The sequence below is a fragment of the Kocuria coralli genome (genome assembly GCF_008831305.1).
Classification (GTDB): domain Bacteria; phylum Actinomycetota; class Actinomycetes; order Actinomycetales; family Micrococcaceae; genus Kocuria; species Kocuria coralli.
Window position 1 is genome coordinate 283491 of sequence record NZ_ML708611.1, and the last position, 19807, is coordinate 303297.

Genomic DNA, 19807 nt, shown 5'->3' on the forward strand with positions numbered 1-19807 from the left:
CCCGCCGAGGTGCGGGGAGGTGGAACAATGGCGGTCATGGCTCAGACCCCTTCCGCTTCCAGTTCTGCCCCCGCCACGTCATCCGCCACGCCCTCCGCCGCCCAGCCGGGCGACCACGGCACGCCAGCGCTTCCCGAGCAGGGCTCACCGGACTCCGGTCGCGTCTCACTGGCCGGGGCCGAACCGGCGATCGCGCTCGGCGCCCTGGACGGCCGCTATCGTCCGGTGGTCGCAGCCCTGGTGGACCACCTCTCGGAGGCGGCGCTGAATCGCAACCGGGTGCACGTCGAGGTCGAGTGGTTCATCCACCTGTGCCAGCGGCGGGCGCTTCCGGGGCTCGAGCCGCTGGATCAGGGCCAGATCGATGGCCTGCGCGGGATCGTGCTGGACTTCGACGCCGCGGCCGTGGCAGAGCTGGCGGAGATCGAAGCCGTCACCGTGCACGACGTCAAGGCCGTCGAGTACTTCATCGGCCGCCGCCTGCCCGCGCTGGGACTGGATCGCCTCAAGCCCCTGGTGCATTTCGCCTGCACCTCGGAGGACATCAACAATCTCGCCTATGCGGTGGGGATCCGCGACGCCGTCGCCCGGGTGTGGGCGCCTGCGGCGAGCGAGCTGGTCGACGGGATCGCAGCCCTGGCCCGGGAGTCGGCGGCGGTGCCGATGCTGTCGCGAACGCACGGCCAGCCGGCCACGCCGACCACGCTGGGCAAGGAGCTGGCGGTGTTCGTCCAGCGCCTGACCCGGCAGCTCGACCGCGTCCGATCGACCGGCTTCCTGGGCAAGATCAACGGTGCGACGGGCACGTACGCGGCGCACATGGCCGCCGCCCCCGAGACCGACTGGCAGGAGATCTCCCGCAGCTTCGTCGAGGGGCTGGGCCTCACCTGGAACCCGCTGACCACCCAGATCGAGTCCCACGACTGGCAGGCCGAGCTCTACGCGGACGTCGCCCGCTTCAACCGCATCCTGCACAACCTGTGCACGGACATCTGGGCCTACATCTCCATCGGCTTCTTCCGCCAGGTGCCGGTCGAGGGGGCCACCGGCTCCTCCACCATGCCGCACAAGATCAATCCCATCCGCTTCGAGAACGCCGAGGCGAACCTGGAGATCTCCTGCTCCCTGCTGGACACCCTGGGAGCAACCCTCGTGACCTCCCGCTGGCAGCGGGACCTGACCGACTCGTCGTCCCAGCGCAATATCGGGACGGCATTCGGGCACTCCCTCCTGGCGATCTCCAATGTCGCCAAGGGCATGAAACGGCTCAACGTGGCCGACGACGTCATGGCTGAGGAGCTGGACGCCAACTGGGAGGTCCTGGGCGAGGCCGTTCAGACGGTCATGCGCGCCGAGGCCATCGCAGGCACGCAGGGCATGGACGATCCCTACGAACGCCTCAAGGAGCTCACCCGCGGGCATCGCGTGGACCGGCAGCGCCTGCAGGAGTTCGTGAAGGGCCTCGGCCTGGGGCCGGCGGCCGAGCAGCGCCTGAGCGGCCTCACCCCCGCGACGTACACGGGTATCGCCGAAGAGCTGCTGAAGCATCTGCGCTAGCCCGCCCGACGGCGACGGCCGGCGGGTCTCCCCCGCCGGCCGTCGCCGTCTTCCGCGCTGCTCCGGACCGGTTCACGGTCCACCGGCGCCAGGACTCCCCTCATCCGCTCCTGGGCACCCAGCCCGGCGTCCGCAACCGGTGCCGCGGTGCCGCCTCCCCGGGCGGCCCCACGAACTCCGCCTGTCCCCCGGCGTCGACGATGTGCTCGGAGATCCCGTCTCCCAGGCGCTCCGCCATGAGCCCGAAGGTCAGTGCCTGAACCGCATCCCCGGCACCGACCACGGCGCGCTCCCACCAGGGTGCCCAGGCGGCCTCCGCCGAGGTCCCGGGCGCGGGGCTCGGGACCTCCGTCGCGTCGCCTAGGGCCTCGTCCTGCGTCCCCGTGCGCGGACCGGAGTGGTCCAGGATGGCGAAGGACCTCAATCCGCATCGCAACGGCGAGTCCAGGACCGGCAGCGTCTCTTCAAGAGCCTCGCTGATCTCCCAGGCCGCGCCGACGGAGACGACCGCGAGGTCGACCACCACCGCGAGCGTGGCGGCGGGGTCTTCGCGGACCACCTGCGCCACGATCTCCTCCGCCGCCCAGGCGCAGCCGATGTCCCACAGGTCGAGGACCGTTCCTCGTCGCAGGTCGAGGCGGTGCTGATCCGCGTCGAAGCGGTAGGGCTCCACCGGCCCGAGGCCCGCGTGCCCCTGTCGTCCGTCCGTCAGGGCCATGCCGACCACGGGGTCCACGAGCCCCCCGCTCATCCGCGCGGCCTCCTGCGCTCGCCTCAGGATGGCCGTCAGGGCCGGGGAGGTCATGATGCTGACGTCGTCGTGAACGGCTCGGCTGTTGAGCAGCGCGATCTCCGAGTCGCAGCGGTCGTCCTGGACCGCCGAGGACAGGTCCTCGAGCACGCGGTCGGCCACACTGCACGCGACCAGCCGGGTCAGGGGGTCGATGGCATGAACGACCCGCCCGGCCGACACGAGGCCACTGCCCCGGCGAACGGTAGAGATGGTCATCGGCAGTCCTCTTCGATGGGGGGGGTGAGGAATACGGGGAGCGACGGGGGAGATGAGCGGCAGCGGCGCCCGGGAACACCTCACGTTCGGTTGCCCGGGCGGGCGGACGCAACGTCAGGTGCGAACATACCCAACTCGGAACTCCCTGTGAACCCTGGGGCCTATCGGACGGAGTGTGACGCGTTCATCCAGCAGATTCTCCCGCCACTACCGCCTGACCTGCACGGATGCATGAAAAGGAGCATGAAGAGACCAGGAGGGCGGCGCCCATCGCACCACCCTCCTGAGACGGCGCACCGTCACCGGGACGTCAGCGGGACTCCTCCGAGTCGGCCGCGGTCAGTTCGGCGGGAGCCTCCTCGGCCGCTCCGCCCTTGGACCGGCCGGATCCCCGGTCCTTGAACCTGGGAGCACGGTCGACCTCCGCCAGGACGGGAGGGAAGGCGGGCCCGAGTTCGCCGAAGGCCTCCTGCGTGGACTTCACGACCACGCGGGCGAGCGCGAAGTTCGCGCCGCCACCGACGACCGCACCGAGCCCGAACGGCAGGGCGCGGCCCAGGAAGGCGCCTGACTGCCGCTTGAGGAACCGCTTGATGAACAGGTTGGGCAGGGCCCGGCTGACCTTGAAGCCCTGGGATCCCCCGGAGCTCAGCATCAGGCCCCACTTGCTGTTCAGGCTGCTGGCCCGGGACCCGCTGGAGAGGACCTGCGTCATGAGCGCCTCGCCGTCCTCGCCGAGCATGAGCGCCATGACCATGGCCCGGGTCTTTTCCGGGTCGTCCGTGGAGACGCCGTGCAGCTCGGCGATGGACTGCGCGTACAACGCGGTCAGCTCCAGGTAGGCCCCCACCGAGGCGGCGGACACGCCCAGCGAGGCCATGGTGCCGATGCCCGGGACCATGGCGATGCCGCCGGTCGCGGCGCCACCGCCCGTCGTCGCCCGCATGTAGTGCTTGGTCAGCCGCTTGGCGATCTGCTGCGGGGTCTCCTCGGGATGTTGACGGCGCATGCGCTTGACCCAGCGCAGTACGACGGGCCGCTGGACTCTCAGCGTGGTGTCCATGAAGTTCTGCAGCGCAGGGGTGGGTCTGCCGTCGTCGTCGAACGCATGTTTGAGGGGGTTGAAAGCCACGAAGAACTCCTCATCTTGAGATCACCGGATCAGCGACCGTCCATATGACCTTAGCCTCGCCGGGGAGCTCCTGAGATCTTCGGAGGTCGTGGGAGATCCCTGAAGAGCACGGGAGAGCATGGACGAGCGAAGTCCACCGTATGTCAGACTTGATCAGCAGGCTTGCCAGTTCGCGGCAAGCTGACCGGGGCATCCCATGACTCGAGCCGTCGCAGCAGGTCGGACTTCTTGGACAGGTGGCCCTCCATCCTCGAAAGGATGGAGTCCAGCGTGGATATCGCCCCGGGGATGAACGGTCCCTTGTTGAGCATCACGCACTCCGCGCGCTGTCCCACCCCGGCGTCGGTGACCTCCGGCCGGGAGGGCAGGCCGGAGTGCGCCTGGGTTTCCAGCACCTGTGTCGCCCAGATCACGGGAACGTGGGCGGCCTCGCACAGCCAGAGGATCTCCTCCTGCAGTTCCACCGTCCGTTCGAAGCCCGCCTCCACCGCCAGGTCCCCCCGGGCGATCATCACCCCGCAGCCGGTCCTGCCGAGGAGCCGCATGAGCATACGGGGCAGGTTCTCGAACCCGCTGACGGTCTCGATCTTCAGGACGACGTCCAGCTCCGTCGCCCCCAAGGCCTCCAGGGCATCGAGCAGGTCCGAGACGTCCTCCGCCGAGCGGGCGAAGGAGAGCTGAACCATATCGGCGTGCTCCGCGATGAACGGGAGGTGCTCCCTGTCCTCGGCCGTGAGCGCGGACAGCCCGAGTTCCGTGTCCGGGAAGTTGAGCCCCTTCCCGGCCTTGAGGTCGGCTCCGGCCGGCTTGCAGCGGGTGACCTCAAGCTCCATGTGCTCCGCATCGATGGCGCGGATCACGGTGGATATCTTGCCGTCGTTGATCAGCACGCGCTGGCCGGGTGCGGCGTCGCCGAAGGCCTCGGGGAGAGTGCAGCCGATCCGGACGGGGTCGCCGGGCCGCACGGAGGCGGGGGCCGTATCCCGGGTCAGCGTCAGATGATCGCCCTGATGGACGCGGAACGCCTGCTCGGTAGAGGGCAGGGTACCGACGAGAGCCTGGGTGCCGTCCTCCGCGGTGATGGGCAGCCCCGTGGCCAGGTACACGGTCTTGCGCGCCTCCGTGAGCATCCCGCCGTCCCGGCGCTCGACCACATGCAGTCTGCGCCGGGAACCCCGGGCGTCGCGTAGTGCGAGCGTCTCCCCTGGGCGGCGATCGATCAGCCACTGGGCGTCATCGACCGGGATCGCCGTGGCCTCGCCGGGGAGGTCTGCGGGGAGGTCTCCGAGGCTGCCGCCGGCGGGTGTCAGCCAGATCCTCGCCGGCCGGGTGACCCGGCCCTGCGGATCGCGGAGGGGCTTGAGCTTGCGCACCCGCGGGCCGGGCTCGATGGGTCCGGTGCGCAGCTTGGGCCCACCGAGATCCATGGCGATCTTGACCGGGCGGCCGGCGGCGCTCCCCGCGGCCTGCACGCTGGAGATCATCCGGGACCATTCCCGGGGACTGTCGTGGGCGCAGTTGATGCGGGCCACGTCCATGCCCGATGCCACGTACCGCTCGATCAGCTCCGGTTGCCCGGCAGCGGCGGAGGGCAGCGTGACCATGATGCGGGTACTGCGGTTGGTCCGCACGGGACCGAGCAGGCGGTCGGCGTTGTCCGCGAGCACCTTCGCGCCGGGAGCGGCCCGGCCGCGCTCCACACCCAGCGAGACCTGCTGCGGTTGCTCGCCCTGCTCGCCCTCCTCGCCTCCGATGGCGCCGAGAGTGGCCGAGACCTGCAGAAGATGCTCCATCACGCCGGCCTCCATTCGGCCCAGCGACGAGACCCCCAGAGCCGACAGGCCGCGCTGCAGGTGCCGGATCTCCAGGCCGCGGATGGCCACGTAGTCCATCAAATTCAGCGCCGAGGGCCGATGGGGCAGATCCACCGCCATGATGGACGGCGCCGCCTGCCGCCTCACGGCGTTGAGGTGGTCGATCAGGCCACGCACCTCGACGTTGAGCCTGCGCGCCACGTCCGCGCGGACCCGGGCATCCGCAGCGGGATGCACCACAGCCACGTGCTGACCCGGGTCCGGGGCCTTTCCCGAGCCGACGGTGGCCGGCCGGTTCGACGGGGTGGTCACGGTGACCTCACCTCCTCGTTCCTCTGTCTCGGTTCTTCTGGCACGCTGGTCGCCGGCCCGTTCGTCCTCGCGCCGGCCGTGGAGATGCCGGTCACCGAAATACCGGTGGTCGAGATACCGGTCTCAGGAAACAACCCGGTCTGGAACCCGGTTCTAGAGGAACAACTCCGGCCGTCCCGTTCTTTCCCGGCGGCCCGTCCCCGGCGGCGGGGGCCGCCGTCCGCATCACCACGATCGTGAGGTACCCGTGCCCGACCGCTCCGCCCAGAACCCGGCCCAGTGCTTCCTCGGCGTCTTGGACGCCCCCGCCCGGCTGCACTTCGACGACGACACGGAAGGGTGGATCCTGAGCATCGGGGACGCGGAGCAGTCGCACGTCGATCTGAACGACCCCCGGCGGGTCTTCTACGAATACCTGCGCCGGATCGCCAATGTGGTCGATCTGGCCGGAACTCCGGGAACCCCGCTGCGGGCGATCCACCTCGGCGGCGGTGCCATGACGCTGCTCCGCTACATCGCGGCCACACGTCCGGGGTCGCCTCAGACCGTGGTGGAACTGGCCAGGGAACTCCCCGATTTCGTGATGGGACGCCTTCCGCTACCTCCGGGCTCCGCCGTCGAGGTCATCATCGGCGACGCCCGCGAGGAACTCCCCGCCGCGCGGGCCGGCCTCGCGGCACCGGCCGACGTCGTCGTCCTGGACGTCTTCCGGGGTGCCGACGCCCCGCAGCACCTGCGTGACAGGGAGTTCTACGCAGGCGTGCGCGACCTCCTGGGCCCGGAGGGCATCCTGCTGGTCAACGTCGGCGACGACCCCGGTCTGCAGTTCCTGGCCGAACAGGCCCGGATGCTGGGGAGGCCGGCCGGCCCCGGTTCCCGGCCTCTCTTCGAGGACCTGTGGTGCCTCACCGAGCACTCCATGCTCTCCGGGACGCAGGCGGGGAACCTGATCCTGGTCGCGAGCACCCGGCAGATCCCTCCGGAGTGGGGTGAGGCTCTGCGGATCGCCGGGCCTCACCCTGCGGCCGTTCTGGACCGCTGGGAACTGGAGGAGTGGCTGGAGTCCCTGTGAGCCGCGCAGGCTCCCTCTGGCGAGGTCGTCAGCCGGGTCGTCAGCCGGGTTCAGCCGGTGGTGAAGCCGTCGAGGCCGCCCGCCGCCTCCTCGTAGTGGGCGTCGACCTTGAAGACCGCGCCTGGGGCGTCCGGGCCCTGGATATCGCGTAAGAGCTCGCGGACCGCCGAGCGGGGTCCTTCTGCGACCACCCGCACCGAACCGTCGGTCTGGTTCACCGCCGAACCGGCCAGCCCCAGCTTCTCGGCCTGACGCCACGTCCAGTACCGGAAACCCACTCCCTGCACCGTGCCCTGGACGATCGCGGTCACGCGCAGTGGTTCATCCGTGTTCAATGTCGCCTCCTGATGGGATGAGGAATGAGGTGAGGCCTGCGCTCCCGCCGACGGGGCCTTGGCCCCTCTCCGCAGGCCGAAGAAGGAATTGCCGGGATGCCGCAGCGATGTGGTGCGCTGACGACGGCCCGTCAGGCGCGAGAGCCAGCCGAGCGGTCCGCCGTCCTGCGCTGAATCCTTCTGCACTGAATCGTCCTGCGGTGAATCGTCCTGGGACGTCATGAGCCTGCCTCCTGGGCGGGTGCTGTCGGGGCGGCGGTGCCGCCGGAGGGGATCAGGGCGTCGTCGCCGGCTTCCTCGGCAGCGTCCCGGAAAGCGCCGGCGAGATCGTCGGCGGTCCTGACGCCGTCCAGATCGATGGTCTGATCGCCCGTCACGAAGCTCGGGGTGCCGGGCAGTCCGAGCTCCGCGGCCTGCCCGGCGTGCCCGTCGACGATCGCCGCCACGGCGCCGGAGGAGAGGTCGGCGGCGAAGCGCCCGGTCTCCAGCCCCTGATCGTCGGCGATATCCCGGAAGTAGTCGTCCAGTTCGGCGCCGGAGAGATCGATCCACTCGCCGGGGTTCTCGTAGAGATGGTCGGCATACTCGACCGCCCGGCCCTGCATGGCTGCCGCCTCGACCGCACGGGCCGCGGGAACGGCGTTGTCGTGCATCGGCAGCGGGTAGTTCTTGACCATGACGGTCACCTCGCCGTCCAGGCTCTGCGCCGCCTCCTCGACCAGTGCGTGCGCGGACTGGCAGGCCGGGCATTCGTAGTCGGTGAACATGGTGACCACGGGGTGGTCGCCCACGGCGTTCAAGGGGTAGCCGGAGTCGATCGAGGCCTCGACCTCTTCCGCGTCCTGCGACGGCGCCGCCGTACCGGCCGGGTCAGCGGCCGCGCTCTCCGATGCCTCCTCGGAGCCGCCCCCTCCCGTCCCGCACCCGGTCAGCAGCAGGAGGACGGAGAGACCCGCCGCCGCACCTGCGAGCCGGGAAGATCGGCCGGGTTTCATGGGATACGGGCGGAGGGGCACGGAACCACCTTTCATCGGCTGCTTCCCCGTCGGTACCGGGGACAGCGGGACCGCTCCTGCGGCCGGGACGGCGGCAACCGGCATCGGCAACCGGGGCGGATTCAGGGTCTATGGGCAGTCAACCATCCTCGGCGGGCCTTTCCCGGGTGGTTGCCGCGAGTGTCCTGACCAGGAGGTCAGTCGGCGGTGAGCCGCAGCAGCTCCCGGTTGAAGGCCTCCAGGTCACCGGGGTTGCGGGAGGTGATCAGGTTCCCGTCCACCACCACTTCCCGGTCCACCCATTCGGCGCCGGCGTTGCGGAGATCGGTGGCCACGGACGCGTAGGAGGTCATGGTGCGCCCTCTGACCAGGTCGGCCTCGACGAGGATCCAGGGCGCGTGACAGATCGCTGCGATCGGCTTCTGCGCGGCGTCGAACTCACGGGCCAGCCGCAGAGCCTCCTTCTCCATGCGGACGGCATCCGCATTCAACGTACCGCCCGGCAGCACCAGGGCATCGAAATCGGCGGCCTCCACGGTCTCCAGGGTCTCGTCCACGTCGTAGCTGCCGGAGTGCTCCCAGTCGCCCTTCATGGCCGTCACCCTGCCCTTCTCGGAGGAGAGCAGTACCGGCGTACCCCCTGCCTCACGGACCGCGGCCCAGGGCTCGGTCAGCTCCGGCTCCTCCACGCCGTTGGTGGCGATGAACGCGACCTTCTTACCGTTCAATGACGTCATTTCACTCACTTCCCGAACCAGAAGACGGCTGACAGTGCTCCTCCCAGCCTACGACGACGTGGCAAAAGCGGTAGCGTTGCCGCCGAGAAAACCTGCGCACGACCTGAGGAGCGAGACCATGGCACCATTGATCCCCCTGCAGATCGGGCTGACCGTCGTCGGGCTCCTGGTGGTCGTCCTCGGCGCGGTGGTCGGCGATGCTCTCCTGCTGCTCATCGGCGGCCTGATGACGGCGATCGCCGTCACCGGCCTGGGCATGGCGCTGCGCGCACGAGCCCGGGAGGACGGTCCGCGCCGCTGACCGCGCCGGTCCCGCAAGCATCAGCCCATCAGCATCAGGAGCGGGTCGGGGCCGGAGCGCCGGTCACCGCGTGGTCCAGTTGCAGCCCGTGGGCGGAGACGGACCGCTGCAGGTCCGCTACGGCGTCGTCGACATCGGGGGCGGTCGCCGGGTTCGCCGCGTTCGTGCGGACGCGCAGCACCTCCCGGCCCTCGGGATCAGTGCTCAGCTGGGCAGCCACGGATTCCACGTCCTCGATCGCGCTCAGCTCCACCAGGTCGCCCAGGACGGCTTCGGAGAGGTCGGCCGGAAGGTCGCTGCGGTAGGTGAGGGTCAGCGGACCGTCCTCGACCACCACCAGATCCTGGCGCACCTCGGGCGGGACCTCCGCCTGCACGCCCGTCGAGGCGCTCATGGCCTCCTCCCGGCTCTGGCCGTAGTCGGCCGCGAGCACATCCGCCGTCAGGTAGGTGGTCAGGGTGAGATCCTCGCCCGCCACTGCGCTCCAATACGTCCCGGCACCAGCCTCCCGCAGGAGGACCAGACTCCGGATGGCCTCCCCCGTCATGGTCTCGGACCCGTCGTCGCCCACCGCGTGGGCGGGCCCGGAGACGGAGGATCCGTCGGCCAGGAAGATCTCGATCGTCTCCACCTCGATCCCCTGGGCCGGCAACTGCTGTTCATCCGCCGCGGTCACCGCCGCCTGACGCACCGCGCGCAGGGCTTCCTCCGAGCTGTCGGCACTCATCACCACGCCGACGTCCACGGAGCCGTTCCGGACGCCATCGCTGTCCGTGTACTGCCCTGCCACCGATGCCGACCGGACGTCGTTGATGTTGCACAACATCTCCTCCACGGCCGGAACGTAGAACTGGGTGTTCTCGTCGCCGGCCAGCGGGTCCGGCCTGACCAGGCCGTCATCCTCACCCTCCGGGCGGGGCTGGTCGCAGGAGGCGCTGTAACCCCAGACGGGCATCTCCGCGCCTTCGGCCATCACGGGCTCGGCGCTCTCGCGGTCGGGCGGAGTGGCCAGCCCGGTGGTCTCGCCGCCGCCTCCGACGTCGGCGCTGGTACCGCTCCCGCACCCTGCCAGGCCCCAGGACAGCACGACGACGGCGATCGCCGCCGGCCACCGTCTGCTCACGGCTGCGAAGGGGGTGGATGCGGAGTGCATGGGGGCTCCTGACTTCTTCCGGGCGACCGGCGCGGGCTGGAGGGGACAGCGGCCGGGGAGCCGTGTCGCTGCGCGCATCGGGCCAGCGCGCCCGGGAGCCGTCCAGGTCACCCGTGGCATCCAGGATAGTGGCCTCCGCCCCTCCGTCCGGTCAGCCCTGCTGGGCGGTGAGCATGGCCAGGAAATGCCGGCGCATGCGACTGCGGTCCGCTTCGAGTCCGGTGATCAGCCGGAAGGCGTCGACGGCCTGTCCCACGGCCATCGCGCCGCCGTCCAGGACCGGGCAGCCCAGGGAACGGGCGCGCCGGACGAGGGGCGTGTCGACGGGCAGGTAGATCACGTCCGCCACCCACTGCCTGGCGTCGATCAGCTCCAGGTCGATCGGGGCCCCGGGGTGATGGTGCATTCCGATAGGGGTGCAGTTGACCAGCCCGTCCGCACGGGTCACGGCCTCGCTCAGCCCCTCCGGCCCGACCGCGCTGACCTGGGCCTGCGGGAAATGCGAGGCCAGGGCCTGTGCACGGGCAGCCGCCCTCTCGGGGTCGATGTCGAACAGGGCCAGGTGCCGCACCCCGGAATCCAGCAGAGCGTATGCCACGGCGGAACCGGCGCCGCCGGTTCCCAGTTGCACCACGTGGTCCTTGACGGCTCCCGGCAGCTCCGTGGCCAGTGCGGCCGAGAAGCCGGTCTGGTCCGTGTTGTGCCCGACGAAGCGCCCGCCCTGGACGAGCACGGTGTTCACGGCCTGCAGGGCAGCGGCACGGCCGGACACCTCGTCCAGATGATCCAGCACGATCTGCTTGCAGGGATGGGTGATGTTGAAGGCGTTGAATCCCAGATCCCTGCCGGCCCTGAGCAGATCCCCGACATCTTCGGCGGGCCGGCCGATCTGCGCCAGGTCGATGGGGCGGTAGAGGTACTGCAGGCCTTGGGCCGCAGCCTCGGCCTCGTGCATGGGCGGGGTCATGCTGGCCGTGATCCCGTCCCCGATCAGCCCGACCAGATAGGACTCGTGCACCGTGCTCATGTCAGGGGCTCACCTCGGATGATCGGGTTCGGTTGATGATCGGGTTCGGTTGCAGGGATTCACGGCCAGGGGCATACCACGGCGTCGTACGGGCCGTACGACGGGCCCGCCCTCCCATGCTCCGTCTGACGCTACAGGCCGGGATGAAGCTACGACCCCGATCCCCCGATCCAGTGCGTTTGCCACTTAAACAACGCTTATATATGTGATGGACAGCGGATAATTCCCGGCGCAGCATGGAATGACGCCCGGCGGAGGGCCGCCCCGCCCGGCGCTGAGGATGCCCGGCAACGATGACAGGACCGAGACGAGGCCATGGCCGAAGCTGAACTACCCGCCGAACTGACCGTCGATGTCCTCGTGGCAGGGGCCGGCGCGGGCGGGCTGTCCGCGGCTGCCACCGCGGCCCATCACGGGCTGGATGTCCTGGTGGCCGAGCGCGCCGCCCGCTGCGGCGGGGCCACCGCGCGGTCGGGGGGCTGGATGTGGACACCCGGCAATCCGCTGGCCCTCGCCGACGGCGTCGCTGAACCCCGTGATGACTTCCGCACCTATCTGCGGGCCGTGATCGCGCCGGAGAACTACGACGAGGAGCGCATCGAGGCCTTCCTCGAGGCGGTCCCCCACATGGTGGGCTTCTTCCACGAGCTCACCCCCCTGCGCTTCACCCCAGGAGCCAGGATCAACGACATCTACGGCAACCTGCCGGGAGCGGGGACGGGTCACCGCTCGGTGGCGGCCTCCCCGTTCTACGGGACGCGGATCCCCGCCCGGCTGCGGCGGAAACTCGCCCACCAGTTCTACATGACCTCGTTCCTGGGAATGGGGATCATGGCCGGCGACGACCTGGGGAAGTTCCTGACCGCCCTCAAGAGACCCAGCAGCTTCCTCCACGCGGCCCGGAGGGTCGGCACCCATCTCTTCGACCTGGCGGTCCACAGGCGCAACATGCAGATGGTCAACGGCGTCGCCCTGGTAGGCCGGCTCCTGCAAGCCGCCGATCAGGGCGGGGCCCGGATCGAGGTCGAGACCCGGGTCACCCGGCTCACGTTCGACGACGACGGCCGGGTGACCGGCGCCGTGCTCGAGTCCCCCGCCGGCACCACCACGGTGAGAACACGCCGCGGCGTCGTCCTCGCCACGGGCGGTTACCCTGCCGACGTCGAGCGGCGCAGGGAGACCTTCACCCGGACCCCCACCGGACGGGAGCACTGGACCCTGGCCCCGGCGGAGGCCGACGGGTCGGGGGCCGATCTGGCCGAGTCCGCCGGCGGGTACCTCGACACCGAGGTGACCTCGGCGGCGGCGTGGTGCCCGGTCTCCCTGGTGGACTTCCCCGGCGGCCGCCAGGGAGTCTTCCCGCATATCGCCGATCGTGCCAAGCCGGGAGTGATCGGCGTGCTCTCGGACGGACGGCGGTTCGTGAACGAGGCGAACGGCTACTGGGACTACGTGAACGGCATGATCCGCTCCGTGCCGGACGGACGGCCGGTCGAATCCTGGCTGATCGGCAGTCACCACGCGCTGCGCAACTACATGCTCGGATTCGCCAAGCCCCGGCCGGTGCCGGTCTTCCCCTACACCCGGATCCTCAGGTACCTGGTCAAGGGCCGCACCCTGGAGGAGCTCGCGGGAAAGTGCGGCATCGACCCCGAGGGCCTGTGGGAGACGGTGGCGGCATTCGACCGCAACGCGGCGGCCGGCGTGGACCCCGACTTCGGCCGGGGCGAAACGCCGTTCAACCGCTACGGCGGAGATCCCGCCGTGGCGCCCAACCCGACCCTGGCGCCGCTGGGGAAGGGTCCCTTCTACGCGGTGAAGGTCCTGCCCGGCTCCTTCGGCACGTTCGCCGGGATCAAGGTCAACGCCCGGTCCCGCGTGGTGGACCGGTCCGGCGCCGTCGTCGACGGCCTGTGGGCCTGCGGCAACGACCAGGTGAACATCATGGGCGGGCGCTACCCCGCCGGCGGCGTGAACCTGGGACCCGCGATGACCTTCGGCTACGTCGCCGGGCGGGACCTGGCGGGGGCGAGCACGTACGAGGACGACGGCACGGCGTGCCCGTCCCCCGCCTACCGCGGGACGGCGTGGGCGGTGCGGCGATGACCTCCGCCATCCGGCGCTTCGGCCTGGCGCCCCTCTCCTTCCTGGGCACACCGCCCGACGACGTCGTCCGGATCGCAGCCGGCGCGGGATTCGACTTCGTGGGATTGCGGGTGATCCCGGTGACCGCCCAGGAACCGGACTTCAGCCTGCTGCCCGGCACACGACGCCTCCGCCAGGCACAGGCCGCGCTGGCCGATACGGGCCTGCCCGTGGCCGACATCGAGTTCCTGGCCCTGGACGGCACGGTGGACCGCGGGACCTGGTTGCCCGTGCTCGAAGCCGGCGGGATCCTCGGCGCATCGAGCCTGACCGTGGCCGGATGCGATCCGGACCGGGAACGGCTGGCCGATACGCTCATGGAGCTCTCCGGGGACTGCCGGGAGCACGGGATCCGGCTGAGCCTGGAACCGATCTCCTATCAGCCGGTCCATTCGATCCCGGAGGCGGCGGCACTGGCCGCCGGGGCCCAGTGCGACTGGCTGCCCGACTCCTTGCACATCCATCGCTTCGGCGGCACGGCCGCGCAGCTCGCGGAGCACGCCGCGAACGTGCCCATGCTGCAGCTGTGCGACGGCCCGGCCGAAGCCCCCGCGGACCATGAGGGCCTGGTCGTCGAGTCCCGGTCCCGCCGCCTGGTCCCCGGTGCCGGTGACTTCGACCTGGCCTCCCTCGTGCAGGCACTGCCCGAGGACACCGACCTGAGCGCCGAGGTCCCGGACCCGCGACGCCGGCAGCATCTCGGAGACCGCACCTGGGCCGGGCTTCTCCTGGACGGGCTGAAGGCGGTCGATGCCCTGGCGCGCGCCCACGTAGGCTGAACCGAGCACGACGACGTGGGGCGGCTGCAAGAGCCTGTCCGGCTGCGTCCGGAGCAGAGGGGACGGAGGATTATGGAGACACGCTGGCTGGAAGCCTTCCTGACCGTGGCCGAGGAGCTGCACTTCGGCAGGGCCGCCGAGCGGCTGCACGTCGGCCAGTCGCCCCTGTCCCAGACCGTCCGGAAGCTCGAGAAGGAGGTCGGGGCCGAGCTCTTCGACCGCTCCACGCGGTCCGTGGCCCTGACATCTGCCGGTCACGCCCTGCTCCCCCACGCCCGCCAGGTCCTCGAGGAGCTGCAGCTGGCCACCTCCGCGGTCCGCAGCACCGGCCAGGACGTCTACGGACGGCTGCGGGTCTCCTTCTCAGGGGCCCTGAACCACCGCACGGTCCCCCAGTTCACCCGCGCGGTGCGGGCCAGGTTCCCCCAGATCGAGCTGGAGTTCGTGGACAGGCTGCTCTCCGGGGAGGCCGTGCACCGCCTCGAGCAGGGCCAGCTGGATCTGGCGTTCATCGGGCTGCCGTACCGCTCGCCCGACGTGGAGAGCCTGATGATCGCGGTCGAGGACAACTACCTGGTCGCCTACCGGGGCCATCCCCTGCTGCAGCACGATGTGATCGAGGTGGCGCAGCTGCAGAACGAGCCCGTCATCTGCCCACCCCGCGATCGCGGCTCCACGATGCGCGAGACGCTGACCAGCACCTGCCACACCCACGGTTTTCCTCCCATGGTGGCCCAGGAGGTCCTGGACCCGTTCATGATCCTTTCGCTGGTCGACGCGGGACTGGGCGTGGCCATCGTCCCCGAGGGCATGCTGCACATCCTGCCCAGCAGCGTGGAGCACCGGCCGGTCGAGAACTATCCGCCCCTGCGCAGTGCCCTGGGCTGGAACGGAACCCGCCGGACCGAGGCGCTCGACGCCGTGCTGGACCTGGCTCGATCGGTCTTCCCTGCCGGGACGACCGATACCGACCCGTCCCCCACGCCGTCGTCCCGGTCCAGTGCGTCGAACGCATGAGGCCATGACCCGCAGCATCCGCAGACCATCTACCTCGAGCCGCCGACCGGGAGGGCACCCATGAATCCGTCGTCAGTCTCATCCTCCGCTCCACTGCGCGTGGGGGTCGTGGGCTGCGGGATGATCGCCCGCAACCATGCGGAGGCGTTCACAGCCGCACCGGGTGCGACCGTCGTCGCCTGCTCGGACGTCGACCCCGCCCGTGCTCGCGCGTTCGCCGACCGGCACGGGATCGAGCACGCGGTGAGTTCGCTGCCCGAGATGGCGGCCCTGGGAGTGGACGCGGTCGCCGTGTGCACCCCGCACCCCACCCACGAGGCCGTCGTTATAGCCGCGGCCGGCCTGGGTCTGCACGTGCTGTGCGAGAAGCCCATCGCGATCGACACCCCCACGGCGGCCCGGATGGTGACCGCGTGCCGGGAAGCCGGTGTCCGCCTGGGGGTGATGTTCCAGCGTCGTTTCTGGCCCGCGAGCCAGCGCATCCGCCGCGCTATCGACGACGGCACCCTGGGCACCCCGGTCCTGGGCCAGTGCACGGTGATGCTGCATCGCAGACCCGACTACTACACCCGCAACGCCTGGCGGGGCCGCTGGGACACCGACGGCGGCGGGGTGCTGATGACCCAGGCGATCCACTACCTGGACCTGCTGCGGTGGTTCATGGGACCGGTCGTGGAGGTCACGGGCCGGTACGCCACCTACGTGCACGGAGAGCACATCGAGGTCGAGGACTCGGCGACCGCACTGCTGCGGTTCGCATCCGGAGGCATGGCCACCGTCCTGGCCACCACCGGGGCCACGCCGGGTGAGGGCGTGCAGATCAAGATCACGGGCTCCACGGGAGCCACCGTCTCCGTCTCCGAGTACCCGGAGGGTGCCGAAGGCGTCAATGACCTCTGGGATGTCCCCGGGCGGGTGGAACAGGCGCCCGTCTTCGGTCGGGGCGTGGACCCCGATATCGATCTGGCGCAGATCAACGAGCAGCACATCCCCTTCCACACCCTGCAGGCCGTCGATTTCGTCCGCGCCGTGGCCGAGGACCGGGAACCCGTGGTCACCGGCCAGGACGCTCTGGAATCCCTGCGCCTGGTCGAGGCGATCTACGCCTCGCACCGCACCGGGGAGAGCATCACGCTCTGAACGGCGATCGGCCCGCCGAACGGTCGAAATCCTCGCTCATCAGCACTGATGAGCGAGGATTTCGACCGTTCGGCGCAGATCAGCTGTCGGACTGACCACTCGAGCGCGATGGGGCCGGCTTCTCCGAGTCCACGGAGCCGGCTGCCCCCTGCTCACCCGAAGGACCGTCCGCGGTGACCACCGGGGTGGCACCGGTCGGCGGCACCGTGTTGTCCATCCCGATGGTCTCGGAGAGGGACCCGTGATGGGCGAACTCCCGCCAGATGGCGAAGCCCACCGAGAGCAGGGTCAGGATCAGCAGCACCAGGGGCAGCGGCGAGAAGATCCAGGAGAGATCGCCTTCGATGATCATCGCCCGGCGGAAGCCCGCCTCCGCGATCGGGCCCAGGATCATGCCGATGATCAGCGGCGCCAGCGGGAAGCCGGCCTTCGCCAGCACGTAGCCGACCACCGCCGAGATCAGCATGATCAGGACGTCGAACGCGCTCGAGCGCAGGGAGTAGCAGCCGATGACGGCCAGCACGATCACCGACGGCCACAGGTAGCTGCTGGGGACGCGTTCGATGAGCTTGGACCACAGCCCGCTGCCCAACCATCCCAGGATCAAGAGCACCAGGTAGACCACGAGGAAGCCGATGAAGATGCCGTAGACCAGGTCCGGGGCACCGGAGAACAGGTTGGGACCGGGCTGCAGGCCGTGCACGGTGATCGCGCCGATCAAGACGGCGGAGGTCACGTCACCCGGGATGCCCAGGGTGAGCATGGGCACCATGGCGCCCGCGGTACCGGAGTTCTTCGCGGCTTCCGCCGCGGCCAGCCCGCGCTCGTCACCCCGGCCGAACTTCGACTTGTCCCGAGCCGCCCGCTTGGCCTCGTTGTAGGCCACGAACGACCCGATGTCCCCGCCGGTCCCTGGAATCACGCCGATGATGAAGCCGATCACGGAGCCCAGCAGACCCGACGGCGAGATCCGGGCCAGCCACTTCAGCGAGGCCTTGAACTTCTCCGTCGCGACGTCGAGCTTGAGCTTGGCCTTGGACTCGAACTGCATGAAGGCCTCGGAGACCGCGAACAGGCCGATCATCACGGGGATGTAGTTGATCCCCGCCGTCAGGTCGGCCGACCCGAAGGTCAGCCTCGGGAAGCCCTGGATGGTGTCCAGCCCGATCATGGCGATGCCGATGCCGATCACGCCCGAGATCAGGCCCTTGACCATACGGCCCTCGGAGACCGAGGCCACCACCGTCAGGGCCAGCAGCGCCAGCATGAAGTATGCCGCCGGGCCGAAGCCCAGGGCGATGCTCGCCAGGGCGGGCGCCATGAGCGCCAGGACGATCACGCCGAAGATACCGCCCAGGCAGGAGGCGAGCACGGAGATCTTCAGCGCCCGCTCCGCCTGTCCTTTGCGGGTCAGCGCATTGCCGTCGGCGACGGAGGCCGCCGAGGCCGGCGTTCCCGGCGCCCTGACGAGGATCGCGGGGATCGACCCCGCATAGACCGCGCCGCCGTAGATGCCCAGCAGCAGCATCATGCCCTGAAGGGGCTCCATCACGAACGTGAACGGAAGCAGGATGGCCACGCCGACGGTGGCCGAGATCCCCGGCAGGGCGCCCACCACGATGCCGATCAGCACGCCCGCGACGATCAGCAGCAGAACCGTCGGATCGGCGACCGCCTCCAGGCCGATTGCCCAGTTTTCCATCAGAGCACTCCCTCCAGGATTCCTGCGGGGAGATACACGTCCAGCAGGTCGGCGAACAGGTAATACAGGAATCCGGACGCGATGATCGGGTACAGCACCAGGCCCAGGACTTTACGGACCCCCATGAGCCACAGGGCGAAGGCCAGGAACAGCGCGATGGCCACGGGGAACCCCAGGGGGACCACCAGGAACACCAGCGTCGCAGTGGCGATCACGGAGGCCGTCAGCCGGCCGCGCGCGCCGCGGGGCGGCGCCACCGCGGCGGTCTCCGGCCTGAGCATCAGGGCCAGCCCCAGCACCAGCAGGGCGGCGCCCACCAGCCGCGGCAGGATCGCCGTCCCCGGATCCTCGGGTTGAGCGGGGGCGGGGAACCCGAAGGTGAGCAGCAGCAGCGTCAGGGCGAGCAGGATGACGACGACGGCGATCATCCGGTCGGCGAACGTCCCGCCGGCCTGCTCGGGCGTCTCGTCGCCGGAGTCCGCCGGAGCGTGTCCGCGTGCACTCGCGTCAGCGGTGGCGGTTGGTTTCTCAGCGTTCATGATCAGTGAACCCCCATCCCGATCTCGTCGATGAGCTCACCGAACCGGTCGTATTCCTCGCCCATGAACTGATCGAACTCCTGGGCGTCGCGGTATCGCTGGTTGAGCCCCGTGGTCTCCATGTAGTCGGAGAACTGATCGGATTCGCGGGCCTCGTTGAAGCACTCGTTGAGGAGCTCGATCCGGTCCTGCGGGACGCCGGCGGGGGCGTAGAGGCCCAGGATCGCCGTGGTCTCCGAGTCGATCCCCAGCTCGTGCAGCGTGGGCACGTCCTCGGGGAGATAGTCCACGGGGTCTCCGGCGATCGCCAGCGGGCGGATGGCGCCGGATTCGATGTGCGGGCGCATCTCGGCGGCACCCACGGACACCATGGCCGTCTGGTCGCCCAGCGCCGCCTGCAGGGCGGAGGCAGCGCCGTCGAAAGGCACGTTCACGGTCCTGTCGTCGATGCCCGCCGCCAGGGCCATGGACTCGTACCCGAGGTGGTAGATGCCTCCGGTACCGCTGGTGGCCACCGTCACGCGGTCGTCGCTGTCGATGACGTCCTGCAGGCTCTGATAGGGGGAGTCCGCCGGTACACCGAAGACGATGGGCTGTTCGCTGTACTGCAGGATGCCCTCGTAGTCGTCGGGGTGGATCTCGGAGATGCCCATGTGATCGAGCATGGTCAGCTCGATCGACGCGCTTCCCACGGTGTATCCGTCGGCGGGCGAGGACAGCGTGGCCTGGAAGCCCACCGCCCCTGATCCGCCCGTGGCGTTGCGGATGATGATCGGCGCCCCGCAGGTGTCCTGTGCGACCGCGGCCAGCTGGCGTGCGGTGCTGTCCGCGCTCCCGCCCGCCGCGTACGGGACGATGAGGTTGATCGGCTGCGACGGGAAGGAGCCCGAGCCGCCGTCGGCCTCAGCCCCCTCGCCGTCGTCCCCACCGCTGCAACCGGCCAGGACGAAAGCCGCCGCAAGCGCGGCCGCGGCGCAGCGTCGCCGTGTGGTCGTCATAGAGGTTCCCTTTCATGGATGAACCTCCAGTGTGACGTGCCCC

The 19807-nt window shown here is 70.0% G+C and carries 18 protein-coding genes; 7 read left to right on the top strand and 11 right to left on the bottom strand.

The window, feature by feature from the left end; all coding sequences use genetic code 11:
• The first annotated feature begins 36 nt into the window (after positions 1 to 36).
• Positions 37 to 1557: an adenylosuccinate lyase gene (purB, locus tag FCK90_RS03050; protein ID WP_158032819.1), complete on the top strand. Its 1521-nt coding sequence runs from the start codon at positions 37 to 39 to the stop codon at positions 1555 to 1557.
• Between the two features lie 100 nt (positions 1558 to 1657).
• Here the strand turns inward: purB and FCK90_RS03055 are convergent, their stop codons facing one another.
• The 3 genes from FCK90_RS03055 to FCK90_RS03065 all read right to left on the bottom strand — a co-directional run bounded on the left by FCK90_RS03055 (position 1658) and on the right by FCK90_RS03065 (position 5824).
• Positions 1658 to 2566 carry an FAD:protein FMN transferase gene (locus FCK90_RS03055; protein WP_158032820.1) on the bottom strand — a complete coding sequence of 303 codons (909 nt, stop codon included), beginning with the start codon at positions 2564 to 2566 and terminating at the stop codon, positions 1658 to 1660.
• Between the two features lie 310 nt (positions 2567 to 2876).
• On the bottom strand, positions 2877 to 3698 hold the full coding sequence (locus FCK90_RS03060) for a di- and tripeptidase (protein ID WP_181954169.1): 822 nt from the start codon (positions 3696 to 3698) through the stop codon (positions 2877 to 2879).
• Positions 3699 to 3841: 143 nt separating this feature from the next.
• On the bottom strand, positions 3842 to 5824 hold the full coding sequence (locus FCK90_RS03065; RefSeq protein WP_246179936.1) for a pyruvate kinase: 1983 nt from the start codon (positions 5822 to 5824) through the stop codon (positions 3842 to 3844).
• 247 nt (positions 5825 to 6071) lie between these two features.
• Here FCK90_RS03065 and FCK90_RS03070 point away from each other — a divergent pair, with 247 nt between their 5' ends.
• Positions 6072 to 6896 (top strand): spermidine synthase, encoded by an 825-nt coding sequence (locus FCK90_RS03070; RefSeq protein ID WP_181954170.1) that lies wholly within the window; start codon positions 6072 to 6074, stop codon positions 6894 to 6896.
• Between the two features lie 50 nt (positions 6897 to 6946).
• Here FCK90_RS03070 and FCK90_RS15925 read toward each other — a convergent pair whose 3' ends face one another.
• From FCK90_RS15925 to FCK90_RS03085, 3 genes are all read right to left on the bottom strand, one after another.
• Positions 6947 to 7453, bottom strand: a complete 507-nt coding sequence (locus tag FCK90_RS15925) for an acylphosphatase (RefSeq protein ID WP_158032821.1) — start codon at positions 7451 to 7453, stop codon at positions 6947 to 6949.
• On the bottom strand, positions 7450 to 8247 hold the full coding sequence (locus FCK90_RS03080; RefSeq protein ID WP_181954171.1) for a DsbA family protein: 798 nt from the start codon (positions 8245 to 8247) through the stop codon (positions 7450 to 7452). Before FCK90_RS03080 ends, FCK90_RS15925 begins: the two co-directional genes overlap by 4 nt.
• Positions 8248 to 8423: 176 nt before the next feature.
• Positions 8424 to 8963: a type 1 glutamine amidotransferase domain-containing protein gene (locus FCK90_RS03085; protein WP_158032823.1), complete on the bottom strand. Its 540-nt coding sequence runs from the start codon at positions 8961 to 8963 to the stop codon at positions 8424 to 8426.
• Positions 8964 to 9081: 118 nt separating this feature from the next.
• On the opposite strand from FCK90_RS03085, the gene FCK90_RS03090 reads away from it, so the two are divergent.
• The gene (locus FCK90_RS03090) at positions 9082 to 9264 is read left to right on the top strand and encodes a hypothetical protein (RefSeq protein WP_158032824.1); all 183 of its coding nucleotides are present in this window, start codon (positions 9082 to 9084) and stop codon (positions 9262 to 9264) included.
• Between the two features lie 34 nt (positions 9265 to 9298).
• Here FCK90_RS03090 and FCK90_RS03095 read toward each other — a convergent pair whose 3' ends face one another.
• Both FCK90_RS03095 and FCK90_RS03100 read right to left on the bottom strand, forming a co-directional pair.
• Complete coding sequence (locus FCK90_RS03095) at positions 9299 to 10417, bottom strand: hypothetical protein (protein ID WP_158032825.1); 1119 nt, start codon at positions 10415 to 10417, stop codon at positions 9299 to 9301.
• Positions 10418 to 10568: 151 nt separating this feature from the next.
• Positions 10569 to 11444: a shikimate dehydrogenase gene (locus tag FCK90_RS03100; RefSeq protein WP_158032826.1), complete on the bottom strand. Its 876-nt coding sequence runs from the start codon at positions 11442 to 11444 to the stop codon at positions 10569 to 10571.
• Positions 11445 to 11759: 315 nt separating this feature from the next.
• On the opposite strand from FCK90_RS03100, the gene FCK90_RS03105 reads away from it, so the two are divergent.
• The 4 genes from FCK90_RS03105 to FCK90_RS03120 all read left to right on the top strand — a co-directional run bounded on the left by FCK90_RS03105 (position 11760) and on the right by FCK90_RS03120 (position 16525).
• On the top strand, positions 11760 to 13550 hold the full coding sequence (locus FCK90_RS03105; RefSeq protein ID WP_158032827.1) for an FAD-dependent oxidoreductase: 1791 nt from the start codon (positions 11760 to 11762) through the stop codon (positions 13548 to 13550).
• Positions 13502 to 14368: a sugar phosphate isomerase/epimerase family protein gene (locus FCK90_RS03110; protein ID WP_246179937.1), complete on the top strand. Its 867-nt coding sequence runs from the start codon at positions 13502 to 13504 to the stop codon at positions 14366 to 14368. Before FCK90_RS03105 ends, FCK90_RS03110 begins: the two co-directional genes overlap by 49 nt.
• Before the next feature lie 72 nt (positions 14369 to 14440).
• Positions 14441 to 15385 (top strand): LysR family transcriptional regulator, encoded by a 945-nt coding sequence (locus FCK90_RS03115; RefSeq protein WP_158032828.1) that lies wholly within the window; start codon positions 14441 to 14443, stop codon positions 15383 to 15385.
• Positions 15386 to 15445: 60 nt separating this feature from the next.
• Entirely contained in the window at positions 15446 to 16525 is a 1080-nt protein-coding gene (locus FCK90_RS03120) for a Gfo/Idh/MocA family protein (protein ID WP_158032829.1), read from the top strand.
• Positions 16526 to 16604: 79 nt separating this feature from the next.
• On the opposite strand, the gene FCK90_RS03125 is transcribed toward FCK90_RS03120, so the two are convergent.
• The 3 genes from FCK90_RS03125 to FCK90_RS03135 are packed head-to-tail and all read right to left on the bottom strand — an operon-like array spanning position 16605 to position 19764.
• Positions 16605 to 18227, bottom strand: a complete 1623-nt coding sequence (locus FCK90_RS03125; RefSeq protein WP_158032830.1) for a tripartite tricarboxylate transporter permease — start codon at positions 18225 to 18227, stop codon at positions 16605 to 16607.
• On the bottom strand, positions 18227 to 18766 hold the full coding sequence (locus FCK90_RS03130) for a tripartite tricarboxylate transporter TctB family protein (protein ID WP_158032831.1): 540 nt from the start codon (positions 18764 to 18766) through the stop codon (positions 18227 to 18229). The genes FCK90_RS03125 and FCK90_RS03130 overlap by 1 nt, the downstream gene beginning before the upstream one ends.
• 2 nt (positions 18767 to 18768) lie before the next feature.
• A complete protein-coding gene (locus tag FCK90_RS03135) occupies positions 18769 to 19764 on the bottom strand; it encodes a tripartite tricarboxylate transporter substrate binding protein (RefSeq protein ID WP_158032832.1) in 996 nt (331 codons plus the stop codon).
• Positions 19765 to 19807: the final 43 nt, after the last annotated feature.